29 protein-coding genes and 1 tRNA gene are annotated in these 26,671 nt (G+C 40.7%); 7 read left to right on the forward strand and 23 right to left on the reverse strand.

The features are described from left to right. From CB4_RS13275 to CB4_RS13350, 16 genes are all read right to left on the reverse strand, one after another. Positions 1–399: a hypothetical protein gene (locus tag CB4_RS13275; RefSeq protein WP_096466264.1), complete on the reverse strand. Its 399-nt coding sequence runs from the start codon at positions 397–399 to the stop codon at positions 1–3. 74 nt (positions 400–473) lie between these two features. Further along, complete coding sequence (locus tag CB4_RS13280; RefSeq protein ID WP_096466265.1) at positions 474–1,889, reverse strand: sensor histidine kinase; 1,416 nt, start codon at positions 1,887–1,889, stop codon at positions 474–476. Then, positions 1,879–2,553 (reverse strand): response regulator transcription factor, encoded by a 675-nt coding sequence (locus CB4_RS13285; protein ID WP_096466266.1) that lies wholly within the window; start codon positions 2,551–2,553, stop codon positions 1,879–1,881. The genes CB4_RS13280 and CB4_RS13285 overlap by 11 nt, the downstream gene beginning before the upstream one ends. Positions 2,554–2,823: 270 nt before the next feature. Then, positions 2,824–3,519 carry a 4'-phosphopantetheinyl transferase family protein gene (locus tag CB4_RS13290; RefSeq protein WP_096466267.1) on the reverse strand — a complete coding sequence of 232 codons (696 nt, stop codon included), beginning with the start codon at positions 3,517–3,519 and terminating at the stop codon, positions 2,824–2,826. Between the two features lie 31 nt (positions 3,520–3,550). Then, entirely contained in the window at positions 3,551–7,555 is a 4,005-nt protein-coding gene (locus tag CB4_RS13295; RefSeq protein ID WP_096466268.1) for a Pls/PosA family non-ribosomal peptide synthetase, read from the reverse strand. A gap of 306 nt (positions 7,556–7,861) precedes the next feature. Next, positions 7,862–9,727: a squalene--hopene cyclase gene (gene shc, locus CB4_RS13300; protein WP_096466269.1), complete on the reverse strand. Its 1,866-nt coding sequence runs from the start codon at positions 9,725–9,727 to the stop codon at positions 7,862–7,864. Positions 9,728–10,138: 411 nt separating this feature from the next. Beyond that, positions 10,139–10,360, reverse strand: a complete 222-nt coding sequence (locus tag CB4_RS13305; RefSeq protein WP_096466270.1) for an alpha/beta-type small acid-soluble spore protein — start codon at positions 10,358–10,360, stop codon at positions 10,139–10,141. Between the two features lie 88 nt (positions 10,361–10,448). Continuing rightward, positions 10,449–10,667 (reverse strand): hypothetical protein, encoded by a 219-nt coding sequence (locus CB4_RS13310; RefSeq protein WP_096466271.1) that lies wholly within the window; start codon positions 10,665–10,667, stop codon positions 10,449–10,451. A 273-nt stretch (positions 10,668–10,940) separates the two neighbouring features. Continuing rightward, complete coding sequence (locus CB4_RS13315) at positions 10,941–11,132, reverse strand: IS3 family transposase (protein ID WP_146226601.1); 192 nt, start codon at positions 11,130–11,132, stop codon at positions 10,941–10,943. Continuing rightward, complete coding sequence (locus CB4_RS22035; RefSeq protein ID WP_110546224.1) at positions 11,093–11,302, reverse strand: hypothetical protein; 210 nt, start codon at positions 11,300–11,302, stop codon at positions 11,093–11,095. The genes CB4_RS13315 and CB4_RS22035 overlap by 40 nt, the downstream gene beginning before the upstream one ends. Positions 11,303–11,637: 335 nt before the next feature. Continuing rightward, positions 11,638–12,033, reverse strand: a complete 396-nt coding sequence (locus CB4_RS13320; RefSeq protein ID WP_096466273.1) for a YjcQ family protein — start codon at positions 12,031–12,033, stop codon at positions 11,638–11,640. Between the two features lie 96 nt (positions 12,034–12,129). Further along, entirely contained in the window at positions 12,130–12,375 is a 246-nt protein-coding gene (locus tag CB4_RS13325) for a hypothetical protein (protein WP_096466274.1), read from the reverse strand. Positions 12,376–13,037: 662 nt separating this feature from the next. Further along, positions 13,038–13,283: a hypothetical protein gene (locus CB4_RS13335; RefSeq protein ID WP_096466276.1), complete on the reverse strand. Its 246-nt coding sequence runs from the start codon at positions 13,281–13,283 to the stop codon at positions 13,038–13,040. A gap of 122 nt (positions 13,284–13,405) precedes the next feature. Beyond that, the gene (locus CB4_RS13340) at positions 13,406–13,924 is read right to left on the reverse strand and encodes a hypothetical protein (RefSeq protein ID WP_096466277.1); all 519 of its coding nucleotides are present in this window, start codon (positions 13,922–13,924) and stop codon (positions 13,406–13,408) included. Positions 13,925–14,048: 124 nt separating this feature from the next. After that, positions 14,049–14,870: a phage antirepressor KilAC domain-containing protein gene (locus CB4_RS13345; RefSeq protein WP_096466278.1), complete on the reverse strand. Its 822-nt coding sequence runs from the start codon at positions 14,868–14,870 to the stop codon at positions 14,049–14,051. A 25-nt stretch (positions 14,871–14,895) separates the two neighbouring features. Beyond that, complete coding sequence (locus CB4_RS13350) at positions 14,896–15,261, reverse strand: hypothetical protein (protein WP_096466279.1); 366 nt, start codon at positions 15,259–15,261, stop codon at positions 14,896–14,898. A 462-nt stretch (positions 15,262–15,723) separates the two neighbouring features. Here CB4_RS13350 and CB4_RS13355 point away from each other — a divergent pair, with 462 nt between their 5' ends. The 5 genes from CB4_RS13355 to CB4_RS13375 all read left to right on the forward strand — a co-directional run bounded on the left by CB4_RS13355 (position 15,724) and on the right by CB4_RS13375 (position 20,938). Then, positions 15,724–16,278 carry a helix-turn-helix domain-containing protein gene (locus CB4_RS13355; protein WP_096466280.1) on the forward strand — a complete coding sequence of 185 codons (555 nt, stop codon included), beginning with the start codon at positions 15,724–15,726 and terminating at the stop codon, positions 16,276–16,278. Positions 16,279–16,311: 33 nt separating this feature from the next. After that, positions 16,312–17,667 (forward strand): tyrosine-type recombinase/integrase, encoded by a 1,356-nt coding sequence (locus CB4_RS13360; RefSeq protein WP_096466281.1) that lies wholly within the window; start codon positions 16,312–16,314, stop codon positions 17,665–17,667. A 3-nt stretch (positions 17,668–17,670) separates the two neighbouring features. Beyond that, on the forward strand, positions 17,671–19,803 hold the full coding sequence (locus CB4_RS13365; protein WP_096466282.1) for a site-specific integrase: 2,133 nt from the start codon (positions 17,671–17,673) through the stop codon (positions 19,801–19,803). Further along, positions 19,775–20,248, forward strand: coding sequence for a hypothetical protein (locus tag CB4_RS13370; RefSeq protein WP_096466283.1), 474 nt, complete (start codon positions 19,775–19,777; stop codon positions 20,246–20,248). Before CB4_RS13365 ends, CB4_RS13370 begins: the two co-directional genes overlap by 29 nt. Positions 20,249–20,410: 162 nt before the next feature. Beyond that, entirely contained in the window at positions 20,411–20,938 is a 528-nt protein-coding gene (locus tag CB4_RS13375) for a hypothetical protein (protein WP_096466284.1), read from the forward strand. Between the two features lie 219 nt (positions 20,939–21,157). Here CB4_RS13375 and CB4_RS13380 read toward each other — a convergent pair whose 3' ends face one another. From CB4_RS13380 to CB4_RS13405, 6 genes are all read right to left on the reverse strand, one after another. Next, positions 21,158–21,631 (reverse strand): hypothetical protein, encoded by a 474-nt coding sequence (locus CB4_RS13380; RefSeq protein WP_096467742.1) that lies wholly within the window; start codon positions 21,629–21,631, stop codon positions 21,158–21,160. Positions 21,632–21,875: 244 nt separating this feature from the next. Further along, positions 21,876–22,136: a hypothetical protein gene (locus tag CB4_RS13385; RefSeq protein WP_096466285.1), complete on the reverse strand. Its 261-nt coding sequence runs from the start codon at positions 22,134–22,136 to the stop codon at positions 21,876–21,878. 140 nt (positions 22,137–22,276) lie between these two features. Beyond that, positions 22,277–22,350 (reverse strand) — tRNA-Ile (locus tag CB4_RS13390). Between the two features lie 115 nt (positions 22,351–22,465). Then, entirely contained in the window at positions 22,466–22,711 is a 246-nt protein-coding gene (locus tag CB4_RS22040; protein ID WP_096467743.1) for a DUF2321 domain-containing protein, read from the reverse strand. A 93-nt stretch (positions 22,712–22,804) separates the two neighbouring features. Continuing rightward, positions 22,805–23,110, reverse strand: a complete 306-nt coding sequence (locus CB4_RS13400) for an NIPSNAP family protein (protein WP_096466286.1) — start codon at positions 23,108–23,110, stop codon at positions 22,805–22,807. 98 nt (positions 23,111–23,208) lie between these two features. Next, entirely contained in the window at positions 23,209–23,757 is a 549-nt protein-coding gene (locus CB4_RS13405; RefSeq protein WP_096466287.1) for an NADPH-dependent FMN reductase, read from the reverse strand. A 981-nt stretch (positions 23,758–24,738) separates the two neighbouring features. On the opposite strand from CB4_RS13405, the gene CB4_RS13410 reads away from it, so the two are divergent. Both CB4_RS13410 and CB4_RS13415 read left to right on the forward strand, forming a co-directional pair. Continuing rightward, positions 24,739–25,245 (forward strand): hypothetical protein, encoded by a 507-nt coding sequence (locus CB4_RS13410; RefSeq protein ID WP_096466288.1) that lies wholly within the window; start codon positions 24,739–24,741, stop codon positions 25,243–25,245. 53 nt (positions 25,246–25,298) lie between these two features. Then, a complete protein-coding gene (locus CB4_RS13415; protein WP_096466289.1) occupies positions 25,299–26,087 on the forward strand; it encodes a hypothetical protein in 789 nt (262 codons plus the stop codon). A 161-nt stretch (positions 26,088–26,248) separates the two neighbouring features. On the opposite strand, the gene CB4_RS13420 is transcribed toward CB4_RS13415, so the two are convergent. Beyond that, entirely contained in the window at positions 26,249–26,659 is a 411-nt protein-coding gene (locus CB4_RS13420; protein ID WP_096466290.1) for a hypothetical protein, read from the reverse strand. Between the last annotated feature and the right edge of the window lie 12 nt (positions 26,660–26,671).

Raw genomic sequence — 26,671 nt, forward strand, 5'->3', positions numbered from 1 at the left:
TTATTGTTCCTCCTTAGGTTTGTTTTGATTTTTCTCCCATTCATCCAGGAAGTCCGTCTGTGCATGGTTAGAAGAATAGGTGTGGTAGAAAACAGGTTCTCCCATCGTTGAATGCTTGAAAGAACGAGCAGTTGCTTTTTTCCGCAGCCATTTGAACAAGATAACCGTAACAGCTAACCAAAAAACCAGCCCTGCCGCAAATCTAATGAAGTGAAACGCTCCCATAGTAGGCTGAGGGCCATACATAAAGTGAGCTTCACCCCGACCATAACCTGGATGAAAGTGATGCATGGCATGCATCCCGTGTCCTCCTAAAAATCCCATACTCCATTGGATAGCAAGCAGTATGACAATCGCTGCTACAATCCATAGGAAAAATTTCTTTCCTTTTGCTTTCATTGATTCATCCTCCTCTTTGCTTGTCCTTCCGATGAATTTGATTATAGGAAAGAAAAAAGAAAAAACGGTGAAAATCAATGAGGAATTCTAACTGTAAATGTACTTCCTTTCCCTGGTGTACTGGTAACCTGAATCATCCCATGATGAGCTTCCACAATCCATTTGGCGATGGATAAGCCAAGACCTGTGCCGCCCAACTGTCGGGATCTATTTTTATCGACTCTGTAAAACCGATCAAAGATGCGGCCCTGTTCCTCTAGTGGAATGCCGCTGCCTGTATCCTGTACAACGATGCGCAGCACCGGTTGTTTTTCACGTGTATCAGCAGAGAGGGTTACGTTCACTTCCCCTCCATTTGGTGTATATTTAATCGCATTATCTAGCAGGATATAAAGCAGCTGCTTGATTCGTTCCTGGTCGCCATAAACTAGCAGGTCAGAAGGGGCGTTCAATTGCAGGTTTATTTCTTTAGAATGAGCAAGGGTCTGGGTAGACGCCATCAGCTGTTCAGCAGGAAGGACCAAGTCGAAGCGTTCATATTGAAGATCAGCAACCCCTGAATCGGAGCGCGCTAGTGTTAATAAATCGCTAACCAGTTTGGTCATTCTTTTAATTTCACCCTGCATATTGCCCAATACTTTTCGAGAAAAATCCGACAGATGGTCCTCTTCCATTTTAAAAACATCAAGAGATGAGTTCAGAATACTGAGAGGTGTCCTGAGTTCGTGGGAAACATCTGCCACAAGTTCCTGCTGCCGCTCAAAGGAATTGCGAATTGGAATCATGGCTCGTCTAGACATAAAATAGCTAAGTAAGAAGGCAATCCCTAAAAATAAAATCCCTAACGTCACTAGAATGATAAGTAGCCGATGACTTAACTCGTAGTAAAAAGAAACATCTTTTCCCGTATAAAAAACGCCGACTAGCTGGTCGCCTTGATAAATCGCCCGCCCGGTCATCATCAAATCAATCGGATGTCTTTCCTCTTTAGGAGGCGGTCCCGGATGAAGATCCTTTTCATGAGGAGGAGCTTCATGAGGCCCCTTGTGTCTTTTCGGATGAATCAGCATCGTTTCATAACGAATTTCATTTGATTGAGGAATCCATCCTTGCAAGGCATGAAAAATGTCCGGTTGGAGCCGCTCGATGACAGCTTTCCCGAAAATCATCTGTCCTTTTGGATCCACGATCTCATAAAAAAATTGGTTTCCACTTTCCTGGAGCGCATTGATATTATCCAACTCTTCCGGACTGAGCTTGCCGTCCTGTAACGCGTTCTTAATTACGCTCGCCTGCTGGTCGGCAAGCAGCTGCAATTGCTGTTCCTGTTCGTGGGAAATTGTCGTGTTCACCAAAAAATAAACAATCGTAATAAATAGTGCAAGAAAAACCATGAGTAAGGCGCTGTATTGAAAGGTTAGCCGATTTTGCGTATGAACGAACAAGTCTTTTTTCCAGTCTCGAATACGTGATCGTACATTATATATCAAGTTTATATCCCACCCCGCGAATGCTTTGAATCATGTCCTTTTTGCCATGTGCATGTAATTTCTTGCGAAGCAGTTTAACTGTAGCATCAATGGTTTTTATACCTGCATCAGAGTCATATCCCCATATTCTGTCGTAGATGATCTCACGCGGCAGCACCTGCCCTTTATTTCGAATTAGTAAATCCAATAATTGAAATTCCCGGGGCGTTAATAGAATTTCTTCCTCGCCGTAAGAAACCGTACGATTGGTAAGATTGACAGTAATATTTTGTATCTGAACGATTTGTTCCTGAATCGGAGCATAGTTGCGCCGGGATAGTGCGCGTATTCTCGCAAGCAGCTCGTCCACCTCAAATGGTTTCACCAAATAGTCATCTGCTCCCGCATCCAATCCGATAATCCGATCCTGAAGCGCGTCTTTTGCCGTTAGCATCATGATAGCACCTGAATATCCTTCTTCCCGTAAACGGCTGCACACCCGAACCCCTTCTTCGCCTGGAAGCATCCAGTCCAAAATAAGTAGATCATAATGAGAACCTGCAGCATAATCGTATGCATCATCTCCCTGGGTCACCCATTCTACTTGATATCCCCCTTTTTGTTTCAAAAGATGAGTAATCAGTTCACCCAAAAGCAGATCATCTTCCGCCAATAAAATATTCAACACAAACACTCCTTATATAAAACTGCGAACTGTGCCAACTTTATCGTTTTGCTATCTTTCGATTGTAAATGATTTTAGTGAAAAATAAGTTAAAAAACAAAAAGACCATCCGTGGTTTTGTATAATACAATCACGAATAGGCAGTTTTATACATTCCTAAATTTATACTTACTATTTACGTATGTTGTAGCGTGGTTCGCTTCTATACCAAATAAGTCCTGATCTACAACAAAAGGGTGTTGATTCCCAAATGGATCAACACCCTTTCTCTCATGTTATTTCATATAGTAGCTCTTTTACCTCTAGTACTTTCAATTGAACCGGAAACATAGGATGTCTAGCACATACTGAAACAAAATAAGAAGGATCAAACTGATATGTTTTAAAAAACCAGCCGCTTCCCCCTTCTTCCGTATGAAGTTCAGCCCCTTCGTTCTCGAACAAATTCATCGTAAACAAGGATAATGGGTTCGATAATCCGGTTCCAAGCGCTTTGAGATAGCTCTCTTTCAACGTCCAAAAACGATAGAAAAGAGGAATCTGCTCTGCTTCTGCGGCGGAATACAGCACCGCTTTTTCCTCCGGAGAGAACAGCTGCTCTGCTATACAAAAATCAATCGGCTGTATCCATTCGATATCGACTCCAATAGGAGAATCATCTATTCCACAAAGGATCCATACACCCGCATGTGATAGATTGAAATGAAAAGAAGCGAGATTTTTAATGTGCGGTTTCCCATATGGGTTCACATCAAAAACAATAGACTCTTGCTTTGTTCCATACGCCTGATACAAAGCATATCGAAGCAGCAGCTCACACAGCACTTCTTTTTTCTTTTGCTGCGGATTCTTCACCCGCTTGATTCTTTCCCGCCGCTCTTCACTTATACACTCGTATCTCACAATCTGTTCCTGCTGTGTATCACTTAGCATTGCATCGATACGTACCGCGTACAGCTCTATCATATTGCTATCCTCATGTTTCTATCCTTTTATTTTACCCACGATATTTGGCCGGGGCACCTTCCCAGTAAGTACTTGCAGGTAAGGTCTCCCCTTTCATTATCAAAGAAAGGTTTCCAAGCGCTGATCCAGGATTCATCTTTGTATCATACAGCACAACTGAGCCGTTTCCAACCGAACAATTTTCTCCGATGATTAAATCAGACATTTTCATCACACGATCTTCAAATAAGTGTGTTTGCATCGTACTGTTCATATTTACAGCGGCCCCATCCCCGACATGAACCAAATCAAACTCGGAAATATAGGATGACTCCATGAACACTCTTTTTCCCATTTTGACGCCAAAAAGCCCTAATGCATAGCGAAGGAATGGCGTACCAAACAAGTTTGCAATAAGAAACGGCACGGACACATTCTCATACAATGCAGTCACTAACTCGCTCCGCCAAACAAACGAACTCCATAACGGTTTCGCTGTCGGCTTATACTGTCCAATCAGCACTTGCTTTGTGATAACGACAAGCAGCGTTGCTGCCAATGCAGCAACAGCCATTACAAGTGGAAATACGAAAAGCAGCGCCGGCATGGACATATAAGCTTCGATCTTTCCAGCGATCCACCACATCATACTAATCATCCAAATCGTAAACGATGCTGGAAGGGTAACACGGAAAAATTCAATCACATATCGTTTTACGTACAAGCTTGTTGTCGGTTTATATGTCTCTGTTTCCGAAAAACACGTATTAATATCACGACGCGGTAAAAACATCGCTGGTGAACCAAGCCATGAAGTCCCGTCTTCTGTCTTTCGCTCATCAGGTGGCACAGAAAGAACGCCGATCAAACAATTGCTTCCGATCTCTTTTCCACCTTCGATATGCGCACTGTTTCCGATAAAGGTGCGGCTACCAATTCTTGTATCTGTAATATGAATCGTGCCCATAAAGATTTTCGGCGTACCTAGACATACCGCATCCGCAACGAAACTTCCCTCGCCAATCGATAATAAATCAGGTGAAATATGCGTAACAGTGGAAACTTCAACTGTTTTGCCAATTTTAGCTCCGAGCAAACGTAAGAAAGGCGCAGCATAAAGCGTGGCATATAGCGAGTTCGTCAGAAGCAGACTCATATATAACAGCTTATCTACAAACCATTTTCGGACATAAAAGAAGCTATAAATCGAATACTGTCCGGCTGGAACATTTCCAAGTACAAAGCGCTTAAGCACCGCAATTCCTAAGCTAAGGGTAAGGACGAAAAGACATCCACTAATCGGTGCCAATAACAACGCCCAGTATCCGATAGACATGAACAAACGTTTCATTACAAAAATCGACGGTAAAGATGCAAGCGTCGGAACAACCATAAGCAGAATCATGCCTACTACATAAGAGATGCCTAACATAAAGCGTACAGCTGATGATGGATTCTCTCGTGAAAGCAGACTTTTCTCCAAGTCCTCATCCTTCACCAACGTTTTAGTTGCTGGTGATCCGATCCATCTTTCTTTCACATCAATCGTATCGCCGAACGAAGCGAGTGATTGATCGCTTAGCTGGGCTTCATCTTTCATAACAACACCAGGAGAGATAACCGCATGCGAGCCAACATAGCATCCGTTGCCGATTTCGATTTTTCGAATAATTAATCTACCATTCTCTACGGTATAACCAAGCATCTGTGCATCCAGTCCGATGCTACAGTCATCCCCAATCTGAATGACATCAAACGAGTGAAGATGCTGGGTTCCGATATAGCAATTCTTACCGACTTTCGCGCCCATCAGTCGATAATACCAGGCTATCCAAGGGGTCCCTACTAGAAAATGAACAGGAACTAACGCCTGAATTCTACGTACAAGCCACCAGCGGAAATAGTAACTTCCCCATAGACGATACTCGCCTTCTTTGTAACGACCGATGAGCAACCATTTTGCAACAACAGACAAAACCAGCATAGCGGGATAGTATAACGCAAGCCCCGCGAGCGTAACCATAGCAATATCGCGAATGTCCCACTCTGTTCCACTTCTGGTGATCCATTCATAAATAAAGAAAAACGGAAGAGAAATAAGGAAATAAAGAAGGTATACACCGAATCCCTGTGCTAGGCCGCAAAGATTATATACACCATTTGAAACACGCTCGAACGCTGTTTCATATCGCTTCGTGTGTTTCTCTTTCTTTTTCTCCTGTTCCTCCCCTACAAAACGGGCCAGTGATTCAATCGTAGGATGGGCGTATAAATCAGAGACAGCAAGCCCGGCCGTGGCCTCATCTTCACGCAGTTTGGAGATTACAAGTGCCGCAAACAACGAATGCCCACCTAAATCATGAAAGAAATGATCCGTAATCGAAATCGCTTCTCTTTTGAATACCTCTTCCCATACACAGGCTATTTTTTGCTCACATTCCGTGCTTGGAGCGATATACTCTGTATCACGCGGAGTATACTCTCCTGTTGGTTTTGGCAAACTTTTTCGGTCTACCTTTCCACTGATCAATGTGGGCAATTCAGCCAGTACCTCGATGTAGGTTGGGACCATATAAGCAGGCAGGCGATCACGAAGGATATGGTATATCGCCGCTATGTCAAGTGTCACGCCTTCTTCCGGTACAACATAACCGACAAGCACCTGTAAGCCAGGCGTCTGTTCATGCACATGAACAACCGCATTGCGCACACCGGAAACAGAGGCAATAATCGTTTCAATTTCCGACAATTCAACCCGGTAGCCGCGAATTTTCACCTGACTATCAATGCGGCCAAGAAACTCGATTTTCCCTCCTTGATTAAAACGAACCAAATCGCCTGTTCTGTATAACCTTTGTGAATCATAAGGTGAAGTCACAAATGGGTTGGCAATGAATTTTTCCTGCGTTAAATCTTCACGATTCACATAGCCGCGCGCCAGTCCTACGCCCCCGATACAAAGCTCTCCCTCTTTCCCTGTAGGAACAGCGTTCATCTCTTCATCGAGAATATACACCGTGTAATTCGGAAGCGGCCTGCCGATCGTAATCGGTTGATCGGGAGTGCATTCTGTATACGTAGCGATAACGGTAGCTTCTGTCGGACCATACGTATTCATCATTCTTCGTCCTGGAATGCTCCAGCTTTGTACAAGGCTTGGCGGACACTCTTCTCCACCAACAATAAGCAAACGCAGAGTCGGAATATCCTCTTCCCACATCGATAACAAGGTAGGAACGCATGATAAAACCGTAACTCCTGCTTCTGTCAAAAGCTTCGGAAGATCTAGCCCCGCTTGCTGCATCCTCCGCGTACCAACAACAAGAGCGGCTCCGTGCGCAAAAGCCATCCATATCTCCTCGATGGAGGCATCAAACGCAATCGTAAACCCTTGATATACGCGATCCTCAGGTTGTACCTGATAAATGGTCTGGGACGCTCTGACCAAATGGCAACTATTCCGATGCTCAATCATTACGCCTTTCGGACGTCCCGTTGTTCCGGATGTATAAATCACATAGGACAAATCATCTGATTGTGTTCCAATTTCTTCTGACATAAAACGCCGGGTTGATTGCTCGGCGATTAGGGAAGCATGTAGATCAAGTAAAGCCACATTACACGTCAATTGATACTGAGCGGCAATATCCTCGGTTGTTAGCACCGTTTCAATCCCGCAGTCTTCTAAAATATAATGCACACGATCTTCAGGATAGCCTGGGTCTAGCGGAACATACGCCGCTCCCGCTTTCATAATCGCTAACATACAAACATATTGCTCAAAAGAACGCTCAAGAAGAATCGCAACGCGGTCCCCTCTTTTAACACCGATCGTTCTTATATATCTTGCTACTTGGTTAGAATAAGCTTCTAACTCACTATACGTTACCATCTTACCATCACATACAACTGCTATATGATCAGGATATAGATCGGCTGAATTCTCGAACAACTGGTGCAGACACTCATCACGAATTAACTCAAGCTGCCTCTCTCCATAATTCCAATTAGAAGAGTTACCATGTTCGGCTATAGTAGTGTCTGTCAAAACTTTCATAAGTAATTAAATTCCCTCCACATTAATCAAAAAGGGGAAATATAGTACCCCTTATTTTTATTACTGTAATTATTGCATGTATGCCGTAATGAAAGATAGCATTTATCAAGCTAGTTTTTTCATTTTTTTGTTTTGCATTACACCCCCTGCTTGACACACAAATCATTATGAATAGCAAACATTAAAATTTAGATAGAAACAAATATATTTTCATTGATTCCCTGCTTAATCACATCTGTCAAAGCAGGTGTTAGATGTAAAATAGATTGGGTTAAGCTATAATCACAGATAGGCTCTTTAGGTGGATCAGCTTTTTGATTTCAACTTGTAATGGCTTAACGCGAGTAAAGGCCAAATGTAGCGATAACTGTGGTAATGAAAGTACGCGCCTCCCGGTAGCCCCGCTCCCGTCGGATAAGTCATTGTCCAATCGTATTTATTCCCCGATCCAATCAAATATTGTATCCCTCGTTCAATCGCAGGGGTGGGTTCCTTTGAAACGGCAAGTAGAGCATCGACTGCCCATGCAGTTTGGGAGGGCGTACTAAACCCTAATGGAACGTATTTTTTAACAATATCACTCTTACAAGATTCGCCCCATCCTCCGTCGGAATTTTGAATCTCTACCAGCCATCGAACAGCCTTTTGAATCGCAGGATGATTGGACGATATCCCTACAGCATTCATCCCGGTAATCGCAGCCCATGTACCATAGATGTAGGAGATGCCCCAGCGGCCATACCAGGATCCATCCTCTTTTTGCTGTTTCATTAGCCAGTGCACCCCTCGACTGATAGTAGGATAACGAATATGTAATCCCACATCATCTCCAAGAAATTGTAGCGTTCTCCCTGTTAAATCAGCAGACGAAGGATCCGTACCAATTGAATCAAACCCGCTGATGGAAATCCATTTTGCTAGTTCTTTATCTACGTTCTTTTCAAATGCCGGCCATCCCCCATCGTCATTTTGCATGGACAGCACCCAGTTTACTCCACGATCCCAAGCCTGACGATAGCTTGGATGCGTCTTTGCTAACGTACGGATCGCTCTTAGCGCTGCAGTTGTATCATCCACATCAGGATTTATGGTGTTGATATCCGAAAATCCCCATCCGCCTGGGGCAACATGTGGGTTATGAATGATCCAATCTCCGTATTTTTTATGTTGTCGTGAAAGCAGGTATTCGCCAGCCTGTTGTATCGTCCTACTTGAGCTAGGTACCCGAGCTTCTTGTAGAGCATAACTAAGTAATGCCGTGTCCCAAATGGTTGATGTAAAAATCTGCGTATGAATCTGTTCGCTTGGTTTACAAGTTAATGCTTTTAACCCGTTAATAGTATGTAAGATAACGGGATGCTTATCCGAGTACCCAAGTGCCAAAAAGGCGAAGATCATAAGAAAAGTTGAGCTGAAATAGCTGTATAAGGTTCCATCCGGTTCAATTCTATCCAACATAAACTGTTCAGCACGACGTATAGCTAAATGATGAATCTGATCGGGAAGATAAAGAAGATTGTTAACTCCGGATTCTATCAACGCTAAAATTGAGCGGGACTGCATGGGTTGTTGATGTATACGTTGTGGTACGTTTATGTCTGATAGATCAGGAGTTCGTTGTGTTTTGATAAAAAATTTTCGGTCAGCCACAATTAGAATCGGAGCAACATGAACTCTGGCATACCCGACCAAATCAAAGAAATTAACGGGGAACGTCAAAGGAAGCAGCATGATTTCAGGTGGAAGTAGAGCATGCTGCGACCATGGGTATTGCCCCGTTAAGGCGAGCATCACTTTTGTAAGCAGATTTACCTCTGTAATGCCTCCTCTTGACAAGATAAAGTGCCTGGCTGCTTGCATATTCTCATCGCTTTTCTTATGATAACCGGAAAAAAGTAGCGCATAGTAAGCCTCAACCGTAGCTGAAAGATTTCCTCCCTCTTCATCATAAAATAACTTCCAGGCTCCATTTTGCTCCTGTTTACTGGCCACTCTTTCTGTTAACCTTCTTATCAAATCTTCATTATTAATGTTCAGTGTTCGCAATAGAATGATCATATAAGCATCTGTCATGACGCTACCTTCTACACAATAGCGCCAGGATCCGTCATTGGCTTGGTGATTTTTTACTACAGTGATGAGGCGATTGATTTCTGTTTCAACTTGGTTCAAACCACTCACTCCTTTTCCAGCGATGGTCAATCTACATAATACGGAAGGGAAGAAAGGGTGAATTCCTTCCAAATTATTTTACTGTATGCTCAGTGGGCAGCTAAATATGTTCATACAGGATCTCGTAAGGACTATTGGTCACACTGTACAAATTGATAATTAGCATAGAAAAAAGCCTATCCATGGTTTTGTGTAATACAATCACAGGTAGGCTTTTTGCGTCCATTATATCTGAATATCTGTTTACACGTATCTCGTTTCTTCCTTTTCATCCGTCTTCCTCATCATAAGGTTTTCCCCTTTCCCTGAGATACAGGACTGACGAAAACTAAAGTAAGCCTCCCACTATCCGGGAGGCTTTTGACTGTATCTAACCTTGTATAGTTTTATTGTACGCTTGGACACTGAGGATTATTGCACGTACTTACCACTTAGTTGCTGCTCTGCTATCTGAACCAGACGTTTTGTGATCTCGCCCCCGACGGAACCGTTCTGGCGAGAAGTTGTATCCGGTCCGAGCGTCACGCCGAACTCAGAAGCAATTTCATACTTCATTTGATCCAATACTTGGCGTGCTTGTGGAGTAACCAAGTTATTCGTATTACGGCTTTGATTTTGTTGTTGATATGGCATAAAGTATTTCCTCCTATGTGGTTATTCTTGGTGTTTCGTAATCTTAAATTTCCACATAGAAAGGAATTTATACGTAGACTCCCATTGGTTACTTAACATTAACTTTCATTTGTTCTGCCCATACATTAGCAGAATTTGCTCTTGCTTCATAGAGATTAACATGTTTTTGCTCTGGTGATTTTTCTATTGATGGTGTTATAATTTCCGCTTTAGTCGCTAATGCGAGCATACTCCATAAAACAGAAATAAAGAGTAGTGCTTTTAGGATACCCTTCGTTTCTGATTTCCTAACTTGAACTGCATTCATTTTTTATTACCTCCGTATATGTACTACACCTTCATTATCACTTTTCTGGTGCATTTTAACAAAGTCGATATTCCTTCTGAAAGCGACAATCATTGGTAATAAAAGAGGATGAAAGCGAATGTCATAATATGAAATCTCATAATTCCTCTGTTTTGCATCGTGTTCCTCACGTTGTTATTCCTGGGGATAAATTTTGACAAAACAAAAAAGCCCCACCACCCAAACGTGAACTGTAACCAAAAAAGTAGACACTAAAAGAAAGAACCCTTTTTGCTATGCACTAAGAAGATGACTTCGATACTGATTCGGGGTCATCTTTTTTAATGTCCATTGGTAACGGTGACAGTTGTAGTTATACATATAGTCATTTACACGTCGAACAAGTTCGTTAAAATCTTTACAGTCTGCGTAATCAAGTTCATCTTTCATATGGCCAAAAAAGAATTCCATCGGGGCATTATCCAACAGTTCCCTTTTCGGGACATAGAGGGGGTGATTTCAAGATCCCTTACACGCTTTTGATACGATGGATTTGTATAGTGTACTCCCTGGTCTGAATAGAGAAGGGCTTCTGGATGGACCGTACGATCCAATTGTTCAGTCAGTTTATCCAGTGTACAATAGACCAAATCCATATGAAGCGATGTTGATACATGATAGGCGAGTATTTCACGTGTAGGTTCTATTGGCACACTATCTGGAATTAAATAGTTTGTGCTGAGTTTGTTTTGCAGACTTTGCCCGAACAGAGAGTGAGCGAGTCTTCCTCTTCTTTCTCTGCTCTGGAAAGGCCTGCAAATATATTTTAGTTATGAGAGCGATGGAAATAGCTTCAAATGGTGTTGGCTTTATTCCGCATTGCTAAATACCAGCTACATATACTGTTCCAGCTACTAAACTTACTAGCCATTGACTCATGTTGTTCATCCGCTTCTCCTCCAAAAGAAAAAGCACCCGATTAGGTGCTTCCTCACATACTGCCTTTAATTGTTTCGGATGCAATTCTGGCAACAACATCTTTAACCTGTTCAAGTCCCCATTCTCCGAGTTTCTTTGTAACACTCTTTACCTTCTCTGGTCCACTCAGCTTAGCTTCTATATCCAGTTTGCTTTCCACATATTCAATTCCGTACCGAGTAAGTTTTGTGGTATCTAACCTAACTGCTAAAGGATAAGGATCTTGACCGCCACGAATAATTTGGACGTCATTAATCATTCCTTCGTTATTCAATTTTTCAATCGCAACCACAAAAACATTCACTTCTAATCCAAGCATATCTGCATTAACCCTTTTCATACTAGGTAGATCCTTTTGATACTCCGTATATAATGCTAGCAAAACTTTTTGTTTAGTATCTAATTCCATTCTTTATCCCTCCCGCCCCACTACTTCGACAAGAGGGATATATTACCTGCTTATCTATAAGAAAAAGCCGCCCCGATCCAGAGCAGCCAATTACTTTTAGAAATATTCAAGGTATCCGTATGCAACAACAATCCCACCCAGAACGATAAAGGCCTTTACTTCTCTTGGTATAAGCATAGAGATAGTCTCGATTATATCTTCTACAACCTGCCGAGCAAAGTAAAACATTAGGGATACTGCAGCAGCCAAAATGAAAAACGGAGCCAAGACAGCCATAAATTTCAGTAATTGCAGCATGTCACCAAATGACACGATAGAATTCGAAAAATCCAAATCTAACATCCTTTTACCCCCCATAATATGTATTTGTATTCTATACGGAAGAAAAAGGATATTGGTTTCTAATATATTAATATTTAATAGAAGGGATTATTTTACCATAAGAAAAAGCCGCCCGGTATGAGCAGCTCTCTTACTATTCGATAGCCTCAATAAGCCTGTATGCTGTAGTAGCCATTATACCAAGTACTATACCAGCTAATAAGAAACCACCGATTAATGCAAATAAGATCACTATAAATTCTCTCCTTTCACATGATGGAAAGTAGTCTATTATAGTTTTCCCCTATACTTGCTTTTTGATACTGTTATCTTTCTATGCCGATATTATTAATTATGCCCGCTTGCGATTCTGCTGTTGTTCGAAGTAATTATGCCATTCTTCTATTTGCTTCTGTTGCTTGCGTACATGCGCTGTATTACGTCTATATATATGACTTTCGCTACGCCGCCTTCTTAGAAACCACCAGATGAAACATAGAAGTAATATTGCTCCTGTAATCAAGAAAATTGCATATGAAGCAAATAGAGTTTCCAAGGTATAACCGATTATGTAGAGAATACTCATGCTTTCACCTCTAGTGTTGTATTCGATGATATTGAATTAAGAAGTTCATAATCCTATCATAACAACACCGTCTGAACAAATTCTGAACATGTATAGCTTAGCCAAATCGTTTCCGCTGCTTATCCCGGAATCTCTCCGATCGTTCTCTCATACTATCCTGTATTCCCCTCTGGCGTTCACGGTTAGCCGCCGCCATCCGCTTATACTCTTTATCTCCCTGCTTCATTTTACGGAAGACATATAGGAAGAAACAGATGAACAAGATTGCTCCAATAATCATTAGAACGGTGTATACAGCTATATAGGAGGCTACAGCGTAGCCTAGTGTATGAATGATATCCATGCCTTTTCCTCCATAATAAAAAGCCACACCTATACGGAGTAGCTTTTCTACCTTATTATCGAAAGGTAAATGGATTGTCCATTCCCATTCCTATCAACCTATCGATAAAATACTAATGAATATTATTCACGTTTGAAAATGATATACATGTAGTCCCCACCTGCACCTTCATGTAGATCCTGATCAACCCTAGTATATCCAATCGGAATACGAAGCTGACCGTTACTAGATTTTACTATTGAAATATCTGTGATAGGACCACCATCATTTGGATTTTTACTGTAATACACATATATAAATTTACCCTCTAATCCTTTGTTTAAGTCTATGCTGTCGGCGTTTTCACCAATTATTTTATATCCAACCTGGAAAGGTAAAGGATATTTATTATCACTAGCAAACACTTTGATATCCCGCACCGCGTCGCACCTATCACCTTTTCTATAGTAAAGATAAACGAAATCATGTCCTCTGCCTTGGTTAATATCCAGATCGACTTTCTGGTACTCTTCAGGTACTGGTATGTTTGATGATGTTCCTCGAATAATTATGATGTCAGTAATATACTGTCCGTTAAATCCTCCTTTACTTATAACTGATTGCGTTTCTCGCATAATGATGTCTGTAATATCTTGTCCCATGCTAAATCCTCCTTTGTTTATAACGAAATTAACTGGAATTAATTTCAATTCCATATATTTCATTATAAACTACTCCACTGAACAAATTCTGAACATGTATGAGGAGATGGTTTGGTGATGGGATTTACGCTTCCGCTTCCATTTCTCGGTCAATAACAGCCATGATGCCACGCTGGTTAAGTAACTGGTGAATGAATAGCCGCCCTGCTTGTGTCCATTTCGTATGCATGCGCGCTTTTCCGCCGCCATCGATATGTGTCTTGGACTTGGTATACCCTTTATTCTGATGTTTGTGGTACAGCAGCCATTGACCACCCATCTTGTACTGTACTCCTTCTTCATGGAGTATTTCATTCAAACGCGTTCCGGAAAGACCATAGTCTTTTGCGATCTGAGTAATATTCACCGTTCCTTTCGAGGAAAGGATTAGGTTGTAGTAGGTAACTTTAGACTCGTTTTCCGCTACCTGCTGTTCGAGCATGAGCGCCTTAGCTTCAATAGCTCGTTTCTCCTTCTGTTCCTCAATCCAGCGCTGCGCACGCGCAATCTCGTCCTGTATCTGATAGGAAGGAACAAGCGTCAGGTTTCCGCGCCGGATGTTCTTCAGCAACTCCACAACCTTGCGCTGGAACTTCACCGCTTCCGGAAGATCACTGGCCATCAAGAACATGTACAGGCCATTTTCATTAATGATGCTGATTTGTTGCTTTCCTCCAGGGGTATGCATGGTGCATACCCCTTTGAATCCTTCAAACCGATCAATTATTTCTTCGTCTTTCCGAGGTCGAGGATTGATAATCTGACTCGCATAGACCTTAGGATTAGCCGCCCCGATCGCCACCGCTACTTCTTTTGGAATAAACCATGCTTCCTGCTGTCCGTCCCATTCTGTTCCGTCTTGATTCAGTACTCGTACTTCATGTCCCTCAAAGTTGATTAAGTCCATATCTGCTCCGCTCCTTCCTATCAATTTAAATTACTTCTGTATTTTCACGTTCACCCGTTTTATTTAAAGATAATGCGTTATACGGGCTTGTACAACGACCGTCACGTACATCACCTGGGCAAGGATACAACTCTGCTACATTGTGATAAGGTATGATTTTGCTATAGTTGAGCATTTGACCAAGAACTAGTACGCAACGTAGCAAGAAGTCTTTCTTGCACATCAGTTTCGCTTGCTCTAAAGCCTCGCTCGCATTTTTGAGTGATTCTCGGACAGCAGGCAACTTCTCTTTCAAAATCATTTCCCGTTCCCGTACCACCTTGTCATATCCGCTTTGGGTCAAATAATATCTAATCTTGCACCCGCGTTGTTTCTTCCTCTGTTTACTCATCTTCTTCCTCTCCTTTCTTTCCTGCCTTACTGTTCACACCTCAAATTTATTCTCAACCAGTCAACCTCTTATGCTTTACAGGGGAAGTAGAATAGATTGAGGTGCCAACAGTAAGGGCAGATGCTATGCCGCACCTGCCCGAGTTTGATTATGCAATTTTGCACATATTGTTTAACTATGAAATCAAAAGGAAAAAGCCACTCTACTCTGTAAAATAAAGAATGATTATTTATTACTTCTTCTTATAAAAACAAGATGATTTATAAAATGTGAAACATTATATGAATATTGGTACACCACTTAGCAAAAGTGGTGTATTTTTTTATTTTTATAGACCTCTTTATGACCTCATATACTACCACAACAATACCAGCAAAAACACATTTACAACAACATGAGCTTTAGTTAGAATAGGAACGTATATTCTGTTATTGAATCTATAATTTATTTCGGGGTGCTCAAATGAAAGTATATACAGTAAAAGAATTGGCATCTGCTGTAGGAAAACACGAAGAAACCATAAAGCGCTGGTTGCGTTCTGGCAAGTTTCCTAACGCATTTCGCAATAGCGATAAAGAAGGATGGAGAATCCCTGAGAGCGACCTTGTGCATATCAAACAGGGAACAGGATTTGTGAGAGAAGATTCTCAGCAAAGTGAGGAGGCAGTACAGCAAGATGTGGATGAACTGGAGTTAGTGAGATTAGCGTATGAGGCAGTCACATTGACATCCCCTACGGAGGAAATCCTTACTATTCTGTCCGTTGTTGGTATCAAACGAACCTTAGAAATTTTGCTTATCATGCAACAATCTGCCGCAAAAGTGAAAAACCCTGACGGGTTTATTAAGAAAGCCATTCGGGAGAATTGGAGTCCAACGACTGTTCCTGTTAAATTACCGAAGAAGCAAAGTAAGCATTTTTATGACCTTACACAACAGGACTACGAGGCGACGGAAAATAAAGGCGAGAGTGACTATCCGTCAAAATTTCCTTTCTACAATTGGTTGGAAGAATAATTGGGTTTGGATGTTTCACAGGAGGCTTCAAAAATGAAAAATGGTTATTATCACATGTATTGTCCGAAGGATGTTCAAAGTCGGTACAAGTTGCTTGTATTTGACGAAACTAACAAGCCATTTTTACCGCTAACAGACTTTTACGATGATGTGAGTAGGAAGATATCAAAAAGTTCGGCATTATCGTATCTCCAATCCCTTCTTCCATTCTTTACTTGGATGGATAGATACAGCAACTATCAAGGGGAACGTGTCACTTGGAGTTACCATCCAGAAGCAATACGAGTTGCTGTTGAAGATTACTTGATGAATGAAATGGCATGCAAGGTACGAGAAAAAGACTCTTTTCGATTTGTAAAACTCTCAAATAAAAGCCCAAATACGGTTCATCGTTTTCTTTCAGCTCTCAAGTCGTTCTATAAATCCCTTATCACGCTGAGACAGTATATGTACGCCAACCCTCTTATAGATTCTCATGCAATTCTGGATGATTATAAAGTCCATACCGAAGGTGTAAGAGAAAATAAGCCTCGGATGCCTGCAGAAGCAGGAACGGAAGACCCTCTTGTGCATAGACGGTTGACAGATTCCTACTTCAAACTCATTAACGAAGAATGGCAACCTGAGATTATTGACGACCCTTTTCTATACCATAAAGTCAAACAGGCGGGTAATCAGGCAAATTGGTCTCTGCGAGAGAAAGTAATTGCTCGTATGCTGTTTGAGACAGGAGCAAGGGCCTCAGAAGTCATTGAATTAACGATTGGAGATTATCGTTCCCGTAAGTCCTTTCAAGAAGTAAACACGTTTAACAAGGGAAGTCATGGTCGTAGAGTGAAATTTCTTCGTTTTAGCAAAGATACAGTGAAACTTCTGTTTCAATACATTAATCAGGAACGTAAGAAGTTTGACCCTCTTGGGCGGGATTTCGATTTTCTACCTAATGATGAACCCATGTTCCTAACGGAACGTGGAACGCCATTTAATTATCAAGCTTGGTATCCTCATTGGAATAAGGTAATAACGTTGCTGGACATGAGGTTAAACCCACATAAAACGAGGCACTGGTTCGTCACAATAAGTATGCGTGAGATTTACAACATTTCCAAGAATGATGTAGAAATTGCCCAACGCAAGAATGAACTTATTACGTACATGAAGTGGAAACAAAAAGACACCATTGAAGTGTACGAGCATCATTTTGATGAAGAGAGCCATCGAAACTTGCACGACAAAATGCTTGAAAACATGACAGAGAAAGAAAAAGAATACATGGAACAATCAAAACGTAAACGAACGAAAAAAACCGTACTCAATGTGTTGGAAATAGAGAAAGAAACAGAGTTAGATACAGATATACAAGCTCTATTAGACGGGTTGGAGGACTAAACTATGACAACAGGAATCAATTCACCTACCTCCCCATTTTATGAGGAATTAGTGGGTAAAGTGGATGAACACATTCTTCACTTACGGAATAACAGGGGCATGTTTCTTTTAGATAAATTGAATGAAGTGCCTGTTAAATATTTCTTTAATCGGTGTTTAGATATGCCTTGGAGAAATCAGTTGTTATTTGTAATGCTTGTTGGTGGAGATAGGAATTTAGATACTCGCACAATAGAGTCTACACTTAGAAATTTAAATGCAAGATTGAAGGACATATTTTATACGTATGATTTACAAATTTTCTTTGATTTTGATGTAAACAAGCATATGTACGAGTATCTAAAAGGTAGCATTTTTCCTGAACATTCGTATAACCAAAGAGCAATATTTTTAAAAGAGTATAATTCCACTGCCTATTCGACTAAAAAATGGCTCACATCAAAGCTAAATCAGGAACAACAGAAGTATTTTCAGCAATTCTTGTTCCCTATGCCTAAATTTGACAGCAGAGACTTTTCGTTTGGCAAGCAAGCAAGAGAACAGGCAAAAAACACTCGTAAGAGTGAAACGGATGCTGTTGTTCCTTTTCTTCCTCAAATTAGGGTAGAAGCAAATTTCCGTTGGAATCAGATAAAACGATTACGAGAAGCTTTTCTAACAGCCTGTAAGCAGGTCGAAAATGACAATGTGACGTTACCATTAGAATTTCATTATGACGAACCTGAACGAGTTGGAGAACGGTTTTATTTCCGCTTATGGGACAAGCCCTCCTTTGTACTTTACCACCAAGAGAAATTCACTGATTCTATTGTAAAGTCAGCAAAGAAGCGTACAGGAACGTATTCTGATAAGAACAAATATTACTTTGTGGAGCTTATCGGAGCAGAACGGTTAAATGATGACGATGTAGCAGAAGGTCTATGGTTTACAGAGATACTGCAAGAAGGCGTGTTAGGATTATGGTCTCAAAATGCGACAGATGCTGATTTAGAGCGGAAGCGACAGCTCCTGTTCTCATGGGGATATGGTGAAGAAGGAACAAGTAAAAATCCCGTGCCTTTTAATTCTATGCATAAAGGAGTTCTATTTCAAAGTAAATTTATTTCTCTTCACAACAACAAAGCCGAAGGCATTGTATTTGATGTGGAGTCTTTTTATGTCGCAACAACCTTCGGTTTATTAGCAGTAGACATACTGACCACAACAGGAGCAAGGATAAGTGAGCTGTTGCAAATTCAAAGTACAAAAGATTGCATTCGAGCAATAAAAGCAAATGGTAAAGTACACTTTTCGTTCCAAGTTGTTCCGAAAGGTAGAGATACCGCAGAAAGTTATTCAATCAGTGAGCAAACAATGAAACTAATACAAGCTGTTTCCTTACTGCTTAAAGAGCATTATAACGGTGCAATTCCAAGTGTACCGTATCGTGATGAGAGGAAACATCAGTTTCCAGAGCCTAAGCCCTATTTTTTTCAATACAACCATCAATCTTTTAAAAAGGATGCTCTTTATTCATGTCTTCGATTTCTGCTTCATGGACTAAATTTCGAGACACAAGAAGGACAACCAGTTGTCATTAAAACACATTTACTACGTCATGCGTTCGCTACAGAAGCTGTTCAGCGTCAGCAAATCCCCGTTGATATTGTAGCAAAGATACTTCATCAACGTGATGTAAATGTAACGGGATATTATTCTGAACCGACCCCAAGCCAAGTAGCCGAAAAAGTTGGAGAATTACATAGTGTGATTGCCAACTATGTTGATTTAGATGTAGCGGTTCTCCGTAGCCCAGAAGAGCTTCAAAAGGAATGGGAAAAACACAAAACCGAAGTAGGTGTATATAACAATGTATTGGGCGGGACTTGTGTTACAAATGCTGTATGCCCTACGAAAATGCAATGTTTAGGGTGCATGGCAAAAATTCCACAACCTGAAAAGAAACATGAACTTCTTGATGTCATTGAGTTGTCTAAGGATATGGAAAAGCGGTTTACTTCAATGGGTTTGACAGTTGAAGTGAAAAAGGCAAAAAATATGCGGAAACTTGCGAGAAACGAGTTAAAGGAAATGGAACTGATTGAGAAATACAGGGAGGAACAACAGTATGAGCCACACATTTCCTTCAAAAAATGACCGAGCATGGCTGCAAGATGTTCACGAGTCTCGAAGTAAACGCTCTTCCTCATTAGGAAAGGAAGCAATTGACCTTTTGGTCAAACAGGATCTCCCTGTTACGCTAAAAAATGTGTCAGAGAAGTCAAAAGAAATTGACCCCGAAGGGAGAGGAATTCATCCAAATACAATCAGTACGAATAAGGAACTGAATGAGTATTACAAGCAACATAGCAAGACATATAAGAAAAAATTACATTCCAATAACTCCATACAAAAACGTTCTATTAAATTTGTGCCTGTTGACTACCGACGTATCAGTGCAGAACGAAGCATAGAAAATGCCGAAAGAAAGTACATGAAACTGTCAAAGAAAGAGCTTGTACAGCGGTTACTCTTGGCTGAAAAATATATTGCTGAGAACAATGGAGCCTGGATTGCAAAACAATTTGAGCAGTTTCAATAGCACTCTTTTGGAGAGTGCCAACATTTTGATGTAAAGCTCATGCTAATATAGTTATTGGAATTTTAGATAATTGCTTAACATGAAGGCTCTGTTAAACTTTGATGTTGATATAGTGATTTTCCAATTTGTGTTATAATAAAATCAAAAAAGGGAGGATTATTTATGATATTTTTCCTCTTGTTGGGTTTTATGTTCGTATGCTTAATCTCACTTTTTAGAAAACAAATAGCGTTTCATATTGATTGTAATAATAAAATTCTTCTAAAACTGCATCAACTTGAGTGGTTTCGCAGTCCATTTAAAAGTGGGTTACTTTTATTCTTAATCAATGGAACCTTATTTTCATTAACAGTTCTATTTCTTTTTATCGGTATATATTTTTTAGTTCCCGTTATTCACTTATTCATTATGTTCTCGGCTATAATTTGTAGTGTTTACTGTTGGATTGCAATCAATAAAACATGGATTGGTAGTAAAATTGACCGCTTAAAGATGGCAGTTACAGGAAGCAGTTTTTATGGATTTCTGGCATGTGGATTAATCTATCGTTTAATAACATTGCCACCATCTACACCCGAATTGGACATGTTTATGGCGGCAATGGGTGTCATGTTTGGAATAACAGTCGCAGTAGTGGCGTTCTTTACTTGCATTCTCTTAACAGGATTTGAAGTAAGGCAGGAAAATTAACTGATTTGTAATTTACCATTACAACAACATGTTGTAGTTGTAAATGAGGTCATTTGTGGTACAAAAAAGGATAGAACAAGCAGGATTCCTCTGCCTGTATCTATCCCTTTATTTTTCTTTATAAAATGTTAAACATTTTATATTTTTTATTGATATGAATAAGGGTTATTATAATTCGTTGATTCTAAATAAAATCTGGTAGAGTGACTCTTGATTTTCTTATCGCATATTACCGATGATTGAACTTCTGTTATCTTGCATCTTTTTGACGAAGTTCGTCATCACATCAAAGGCTTCATTTCGCTTGTTGGACATACTTTGGAGACGAAGCATATCCATTTGTTGCGTGTTGCTCAGAGAGTCAAGTTGACTTTTTACATTTGCAATTTGTTTCTGTAATTCCTCTTTCTGCTTTTCATCTGTTGCGTCAGATAATTTCCTATTTAACTCTGCTATTTGCTGATTTAATTGAGCAATCTGTTCGTTTTTTCTCTGAACTTCTTTAATTTGATTTTGGATCTGAGAATCTAACAATTGTGCTCGTTGCGATTGAACCTGCATTAAAGCTGTTTCTAAATCCATGCTACTTAAATCAATACTATTTACATTGCTAATACCAGCAGCAGACACTGCTCCTGCGCCTGAAAATGCCATAGCTACAACCATAAGTCCACCAATAAGTTTCTTTTTCATGATCATTCATTCCTACCTTTCATCGATCCTTAAGATATATTTGATTATATCATTAGGAAAGATTGGTATCTGTGACTTGAATTACATTTTTAGAATAAATTTATTTAACGATCTTCTTTCCTGCCTTACGTTCACTACCTGATATACAGATAGTCAACGCCGGGCAGGAAATTACCGCGACGTACACTGAAAAACTGATCATTATTGATACATGCATGAATATTAATCAATTTGGTAATGCTGATTACTTCACCGCTTCTTCCTCGACCATTTTACGGTGCTGCTCTTTCTGGTAAGGCATCCAGTCCCACTGGCCACCCTCGTTTCCTTGCTGCACGTTCTGGTTAAAGAACATGCCTGTTGGATTCAGCACACACAGGTCAACAACACCTGCATCCGCATCCTTTACCGCTGTTACGATGGCTGCGCGATCCTCGCTCTGATATTCTCCGCCTGGCGTTCCGTACGATTTGTAGTACACTACTCGTCCTACTGTTGGTTTCATTTCTTTCACCTACCTTTCTGTTTATGCACCACGGTCCGTCCCTCCGTATATATAGTGCATTACCCCACCCAAAATAAAAAACCGGTTATCGCTTTGCGAAGTCCGGATGTCTCTCTCTACAACATGGTAGGAGAGCGAAATTGTCCTGGTGGGGATCGAACCCACAACCTCTCCGTTATAAGCGAAGTGCTCTAACCTATTGAGCTACAGGACAGAAAAAAAGCCGCCTAAGATGGGCAGCTTTAGAAACTATAATATTCAATCTTATGATCAGTCTATTGACCCTTGTAATATATACCATCAATAGTTAGATACTCAACTTTCGCAGCCTAAATCAGGCAAGTAAGCCTTGATGTAGCTAGGCAAAGTTGAGTTAATAACTCTTTTTCATCGGATGTTAGTCCATCGATTTCATCTGCTAATTCTTTAGCAGCTTTTAGCGCTTCCTCAGTCCAAGGATAAGCATTTCCGCAATTTCTGCAGTAAGCAGGAGCAACATCTAAGGAATAAATTATCCCGAAATCATTACCTTCATCTCCCCGTATCTTATAACCGCATTTATCACAGCTATTGATAGTCTCTTCCCTTCATTGATCGCAATGTTTAGAGAAAGAAGATGGGTGGTGCTCTAAATTGTTAGTTGGACAAGATATGTATATTTTTTGTGTTCACTCGAATATAGGTCGCATAAAGCTTCTCTCATAACTTAAAATACATTTCGTTTCTTCTGCAAATTTAAAGGCTTCCTGGCATTCGGCATCCAATGTCATCTTTACACGGTACTCTTCATATGCTGCTAAACTAGGGAAAGTGAATAAGGCATAAGCAATATTATTGGCACCTTCATGCGGGAGGAAATAACCCTGATGTATACCGCCTAATTTATTAACTAATCGAATCCACATCTTACCGTATTCTTCGAATTCCTTTACTTTATACGGGTCGATAACATATTTCAGATAGCATGTAACCATCTTACTCCCTCCCAAAAAATCTATTTTTTCCATCATAACACATTATTCGACTATCGATTCTCATTAGTATAATAACCCTCATTCGTAGGTCGATCTGATTAGTGGCAAGCCTGCTCAAGCATCCATAGCACAGATAGTAACTTTTGTTTCGTATCGAGATCTGTAATAATACCTTCTTTATTTAATTTCAAACCGATGTGTGGTATCATCATTGTTCCCCCTTCCACAATCGTAGCATCGATCATTTTAAGGGTAAGTAGAAGTGAAGCATGCGCTTTATCACCGCCCATAGGGGATGGTGACGCACTGATTACCGCTGTGGGCTTATTCATAAACTCGCCTGAGGATACGATCCAGTCCAGGGCATTTTTTAAAACGCCAGGCACACCGTTACCATATTCTGGTGTGCATATAAGAACACCGTCTGCTTCTTTAAGCTGTGTACGTAAATCTTTGACTGCAGGTGGTTCATGATCATCAATATCGATGTCAGGATTAAAATGTGGAAGATCTCCCAATCCGTTATAGATTGTGAAGTCAATGTTCTTAGGTGATAAATTAGCAATAGCACGCACAAGCGCGGTGTTAGACGAATTACTGCGAAGACTTCCAGAGATGGCCAAGATTTTTATTTTATTCTCATTCATATCATCATCCCCAATCTATTGGTTATTATTTGTGAACAACAATCACCAAGATTTTTTTATGTATCCACCCGACTTGTTAGATGTGATTATCCGTTCTTGTGTAATTATACACGAAAGAAATCAATATATAGTATTTTTTTAAAAATAAAATTCTATATATTGATTGTTGGTGTGATAATATATGATAATTATCAGAATACAAGCAAGAAATAGAGTGATTTAATTCTTGCTAACCGTCCAAACTTATGCTCCCCCCTTCTATTTCGAGTAAATAAAAAGAGCGCAACGTTATGCTGCGCCCTCTGAATATTAACTTTATGTGGAAAGTATTTGGTTTTTATGAAGAATACGGTCAATCTATTTATCTATGTCTAGTTACTGTATTACAATAATTACATGTCCAAGTTATCGTTTTATACCCTAACATCTCGACATCCTTTATGGGTGTCTTTTTCTTTTTTCAGGAGTTATTTTGTAATTCCCTGATTTATTTCGGCATCAGAGAGCCGCCGCGATCCACTCCTTAATACACGGCATACGGTCTACCGGAAGAAAGGAGAACCAGGAGGTGTGCTCTTCTCTGCAAGCATTTGCCCCTGCTTGTATTGATGTCTTCGCCAAATGAGAGCTTTGAGGAGTGAAGTAATAAGAAAAGCTGCCCCCTGTACAGAACGGCTCTCTTGAAATATTTCGTTGCACTCAGTTTAACACCCGAGCTATCCAGTTATCAAAAAGTGTCGGTGGTGTCGGAAATGTCGATACGCCACGACTTTTCGAAATGCAAAATCGTCAGCTTTAAAAAAATAAGTTTTAGACTACATTTAAGAATAAACGTAGCGGCAACCTTAAACTTTATTATTTGTAGACATCTCATTAGTTAGGTTTGTAATTTATCGCATGAAATTGGAAGGATAATGTAATGTCATTATAGAATTTATTTTAGAATATTTTAATTTTTATGCACAAAGGGAGAGTAAGAATTTGCCTATCAAAACGATTTATCCGAATGCCGCTATGGAATGTAAGCTCTGTTACGAAACTGATGTCTACAACTTTCTCGAGTTACCTTGTGGACATGGAAGTGATCAGTTTCCGGATACGCGTATGCATCAAGAGTGTGTATACAACATGCAAAAACCGGAGTGTCCGTTTTGTCGTGCGGAGTTCAACCAGCAGGATATGACCGGAAATTATGTAGAAGACATCACAGAACATCCAGGATGGCTTTCACAAGCTAACTCTGAGCACTGGGCTGAGAGACACGGAGGACAAATGCCTCCTAGTCCAGAAGAAAGAATCGCAGGAGGTGGTGAAGCACCTGGGCAAGGTGGTGGCGCAGGTCCTGAACCGGGAGCTGGAGGGGGACAAGGCGGTGAACCAGCCGGTGGTGGTGAAGCTCCGGGTGGTGATCCAGCTGGAGGTGGCAGTGAGGCTCCGGGTGGTGATCCAGCAGGAGGTGGCGGTGAACCAGGAGGCGAAGGGGAATAAGTAAACAAGGGTAGCAGGTATAACAACTCATAAGATATAATTGGAGGTTTCACATGGCTGATGATTTATGGGCACAGCGGTCTAATATTTTATGTACACAAAATTTTACTATCAATTCCGACCAAGGGCCGTTCGTTGGTCAATTGACTGTAGTTGGACTAGCTGTTTCGGCTGTTACTCCGGAGACAGGTAGTGTTTCTGATTTCTTTGCCATTGAGCAACGTTTTTCTTTGAACCCTAATAAAATGTATAAGCACAATGTGGATGATGATACTTTAGGTTATGTTATTGCCGGTTACTTCGCGATAGACTATACAATTGAGACTACGTCACATAACTTCCCGAACAACCCTAACGATTTCCCCCTCCTATCTAACTCACCCGACACTACGGTTGGCTCTACTACATACACGACTAGCCTTTCGCATACGTTCAGCGGGAGTATCGGAGTGTTCGGAGATCAACTAACAGCTACCGCGTCAGATAGTTACACGGTAACGAATTCTACCTCTGTAAACATTCCTGATATTACGGTTGAGAATCTATCGATGGATCAAGGTAACAACGCGAAATGGGCGTTTCTATTCAATAATAATGATGATAGACCACCAACACTCTCGTCTACGTCCATGTTCCAACCGGTTGTAACGACGATGTGGGAGATGAAAAACCCTATACCGTCAGTAGAAGAATTAGAGTTTGTGACAAGGATTGCGATGAACTTTAAGCTGGTGCATATTCCTAAGGCTTTTCCATTCATACACGATACGGTAAAAACTTATAATATATGTGAAGAAATCCCGTGGCATATAAAAATCCCTGTGAACCCTCCTCAAAAGTGAAAGAGAACTGAAAAGAGGATTGATAAGCGGGCTACACTTGTTTACTAGGTGTGGTCCTCTTTATTCGTCATACAGCTAATATTTGATATTTCCAAATGATAATTTCTCTCCCGGCTTACTAAAAACGATCCGTAACTAAGATTAAAAAAGGTGCCCGCCTACTAGCAGGACACCTTCTCGTCAGCTTTTTTATTATCATGAATCCACCATGCAAACTTCTTAACTACCTCATTTTTCAATTCCTGTGCACGAGTACGGGAAATACCGATTTCTTTAGCGATGTTCATCATTTTTTCACCATCCATGACACCTTCTAATACAATCTGTTCTTTATCAGGAAGTGTATAGCTCTCCGCAAACTCTTCTACCATCTTAACCGTTCTCTCATATCGCTTCATTCGCTCCCACATCCGTAGATTCTTTTTAGCAGCTCGGAATACTGGATCAGAGTTGATACCTTGTGCCTTTGGTAAAGTAGCTTCGATTCCATATTGGGCAGTACCGGCGCCAGCGTCTTCTCTGCCCATACCTTGGCGATTAGTCTCTTGGTGTACTTCGATCTGATTCACCATCCAAGCATATCC

This window comes from Aneurinibacillus soli (genome assembly GCF_002355375.1).
Taxonomy (GTDB): domain Bacteria; phylum Bacillota; class Bacilli; order Aneurinibacillales; family Aneurinibacillaceae; genus Aneurinibacillus; species Aneurinibacillus soli.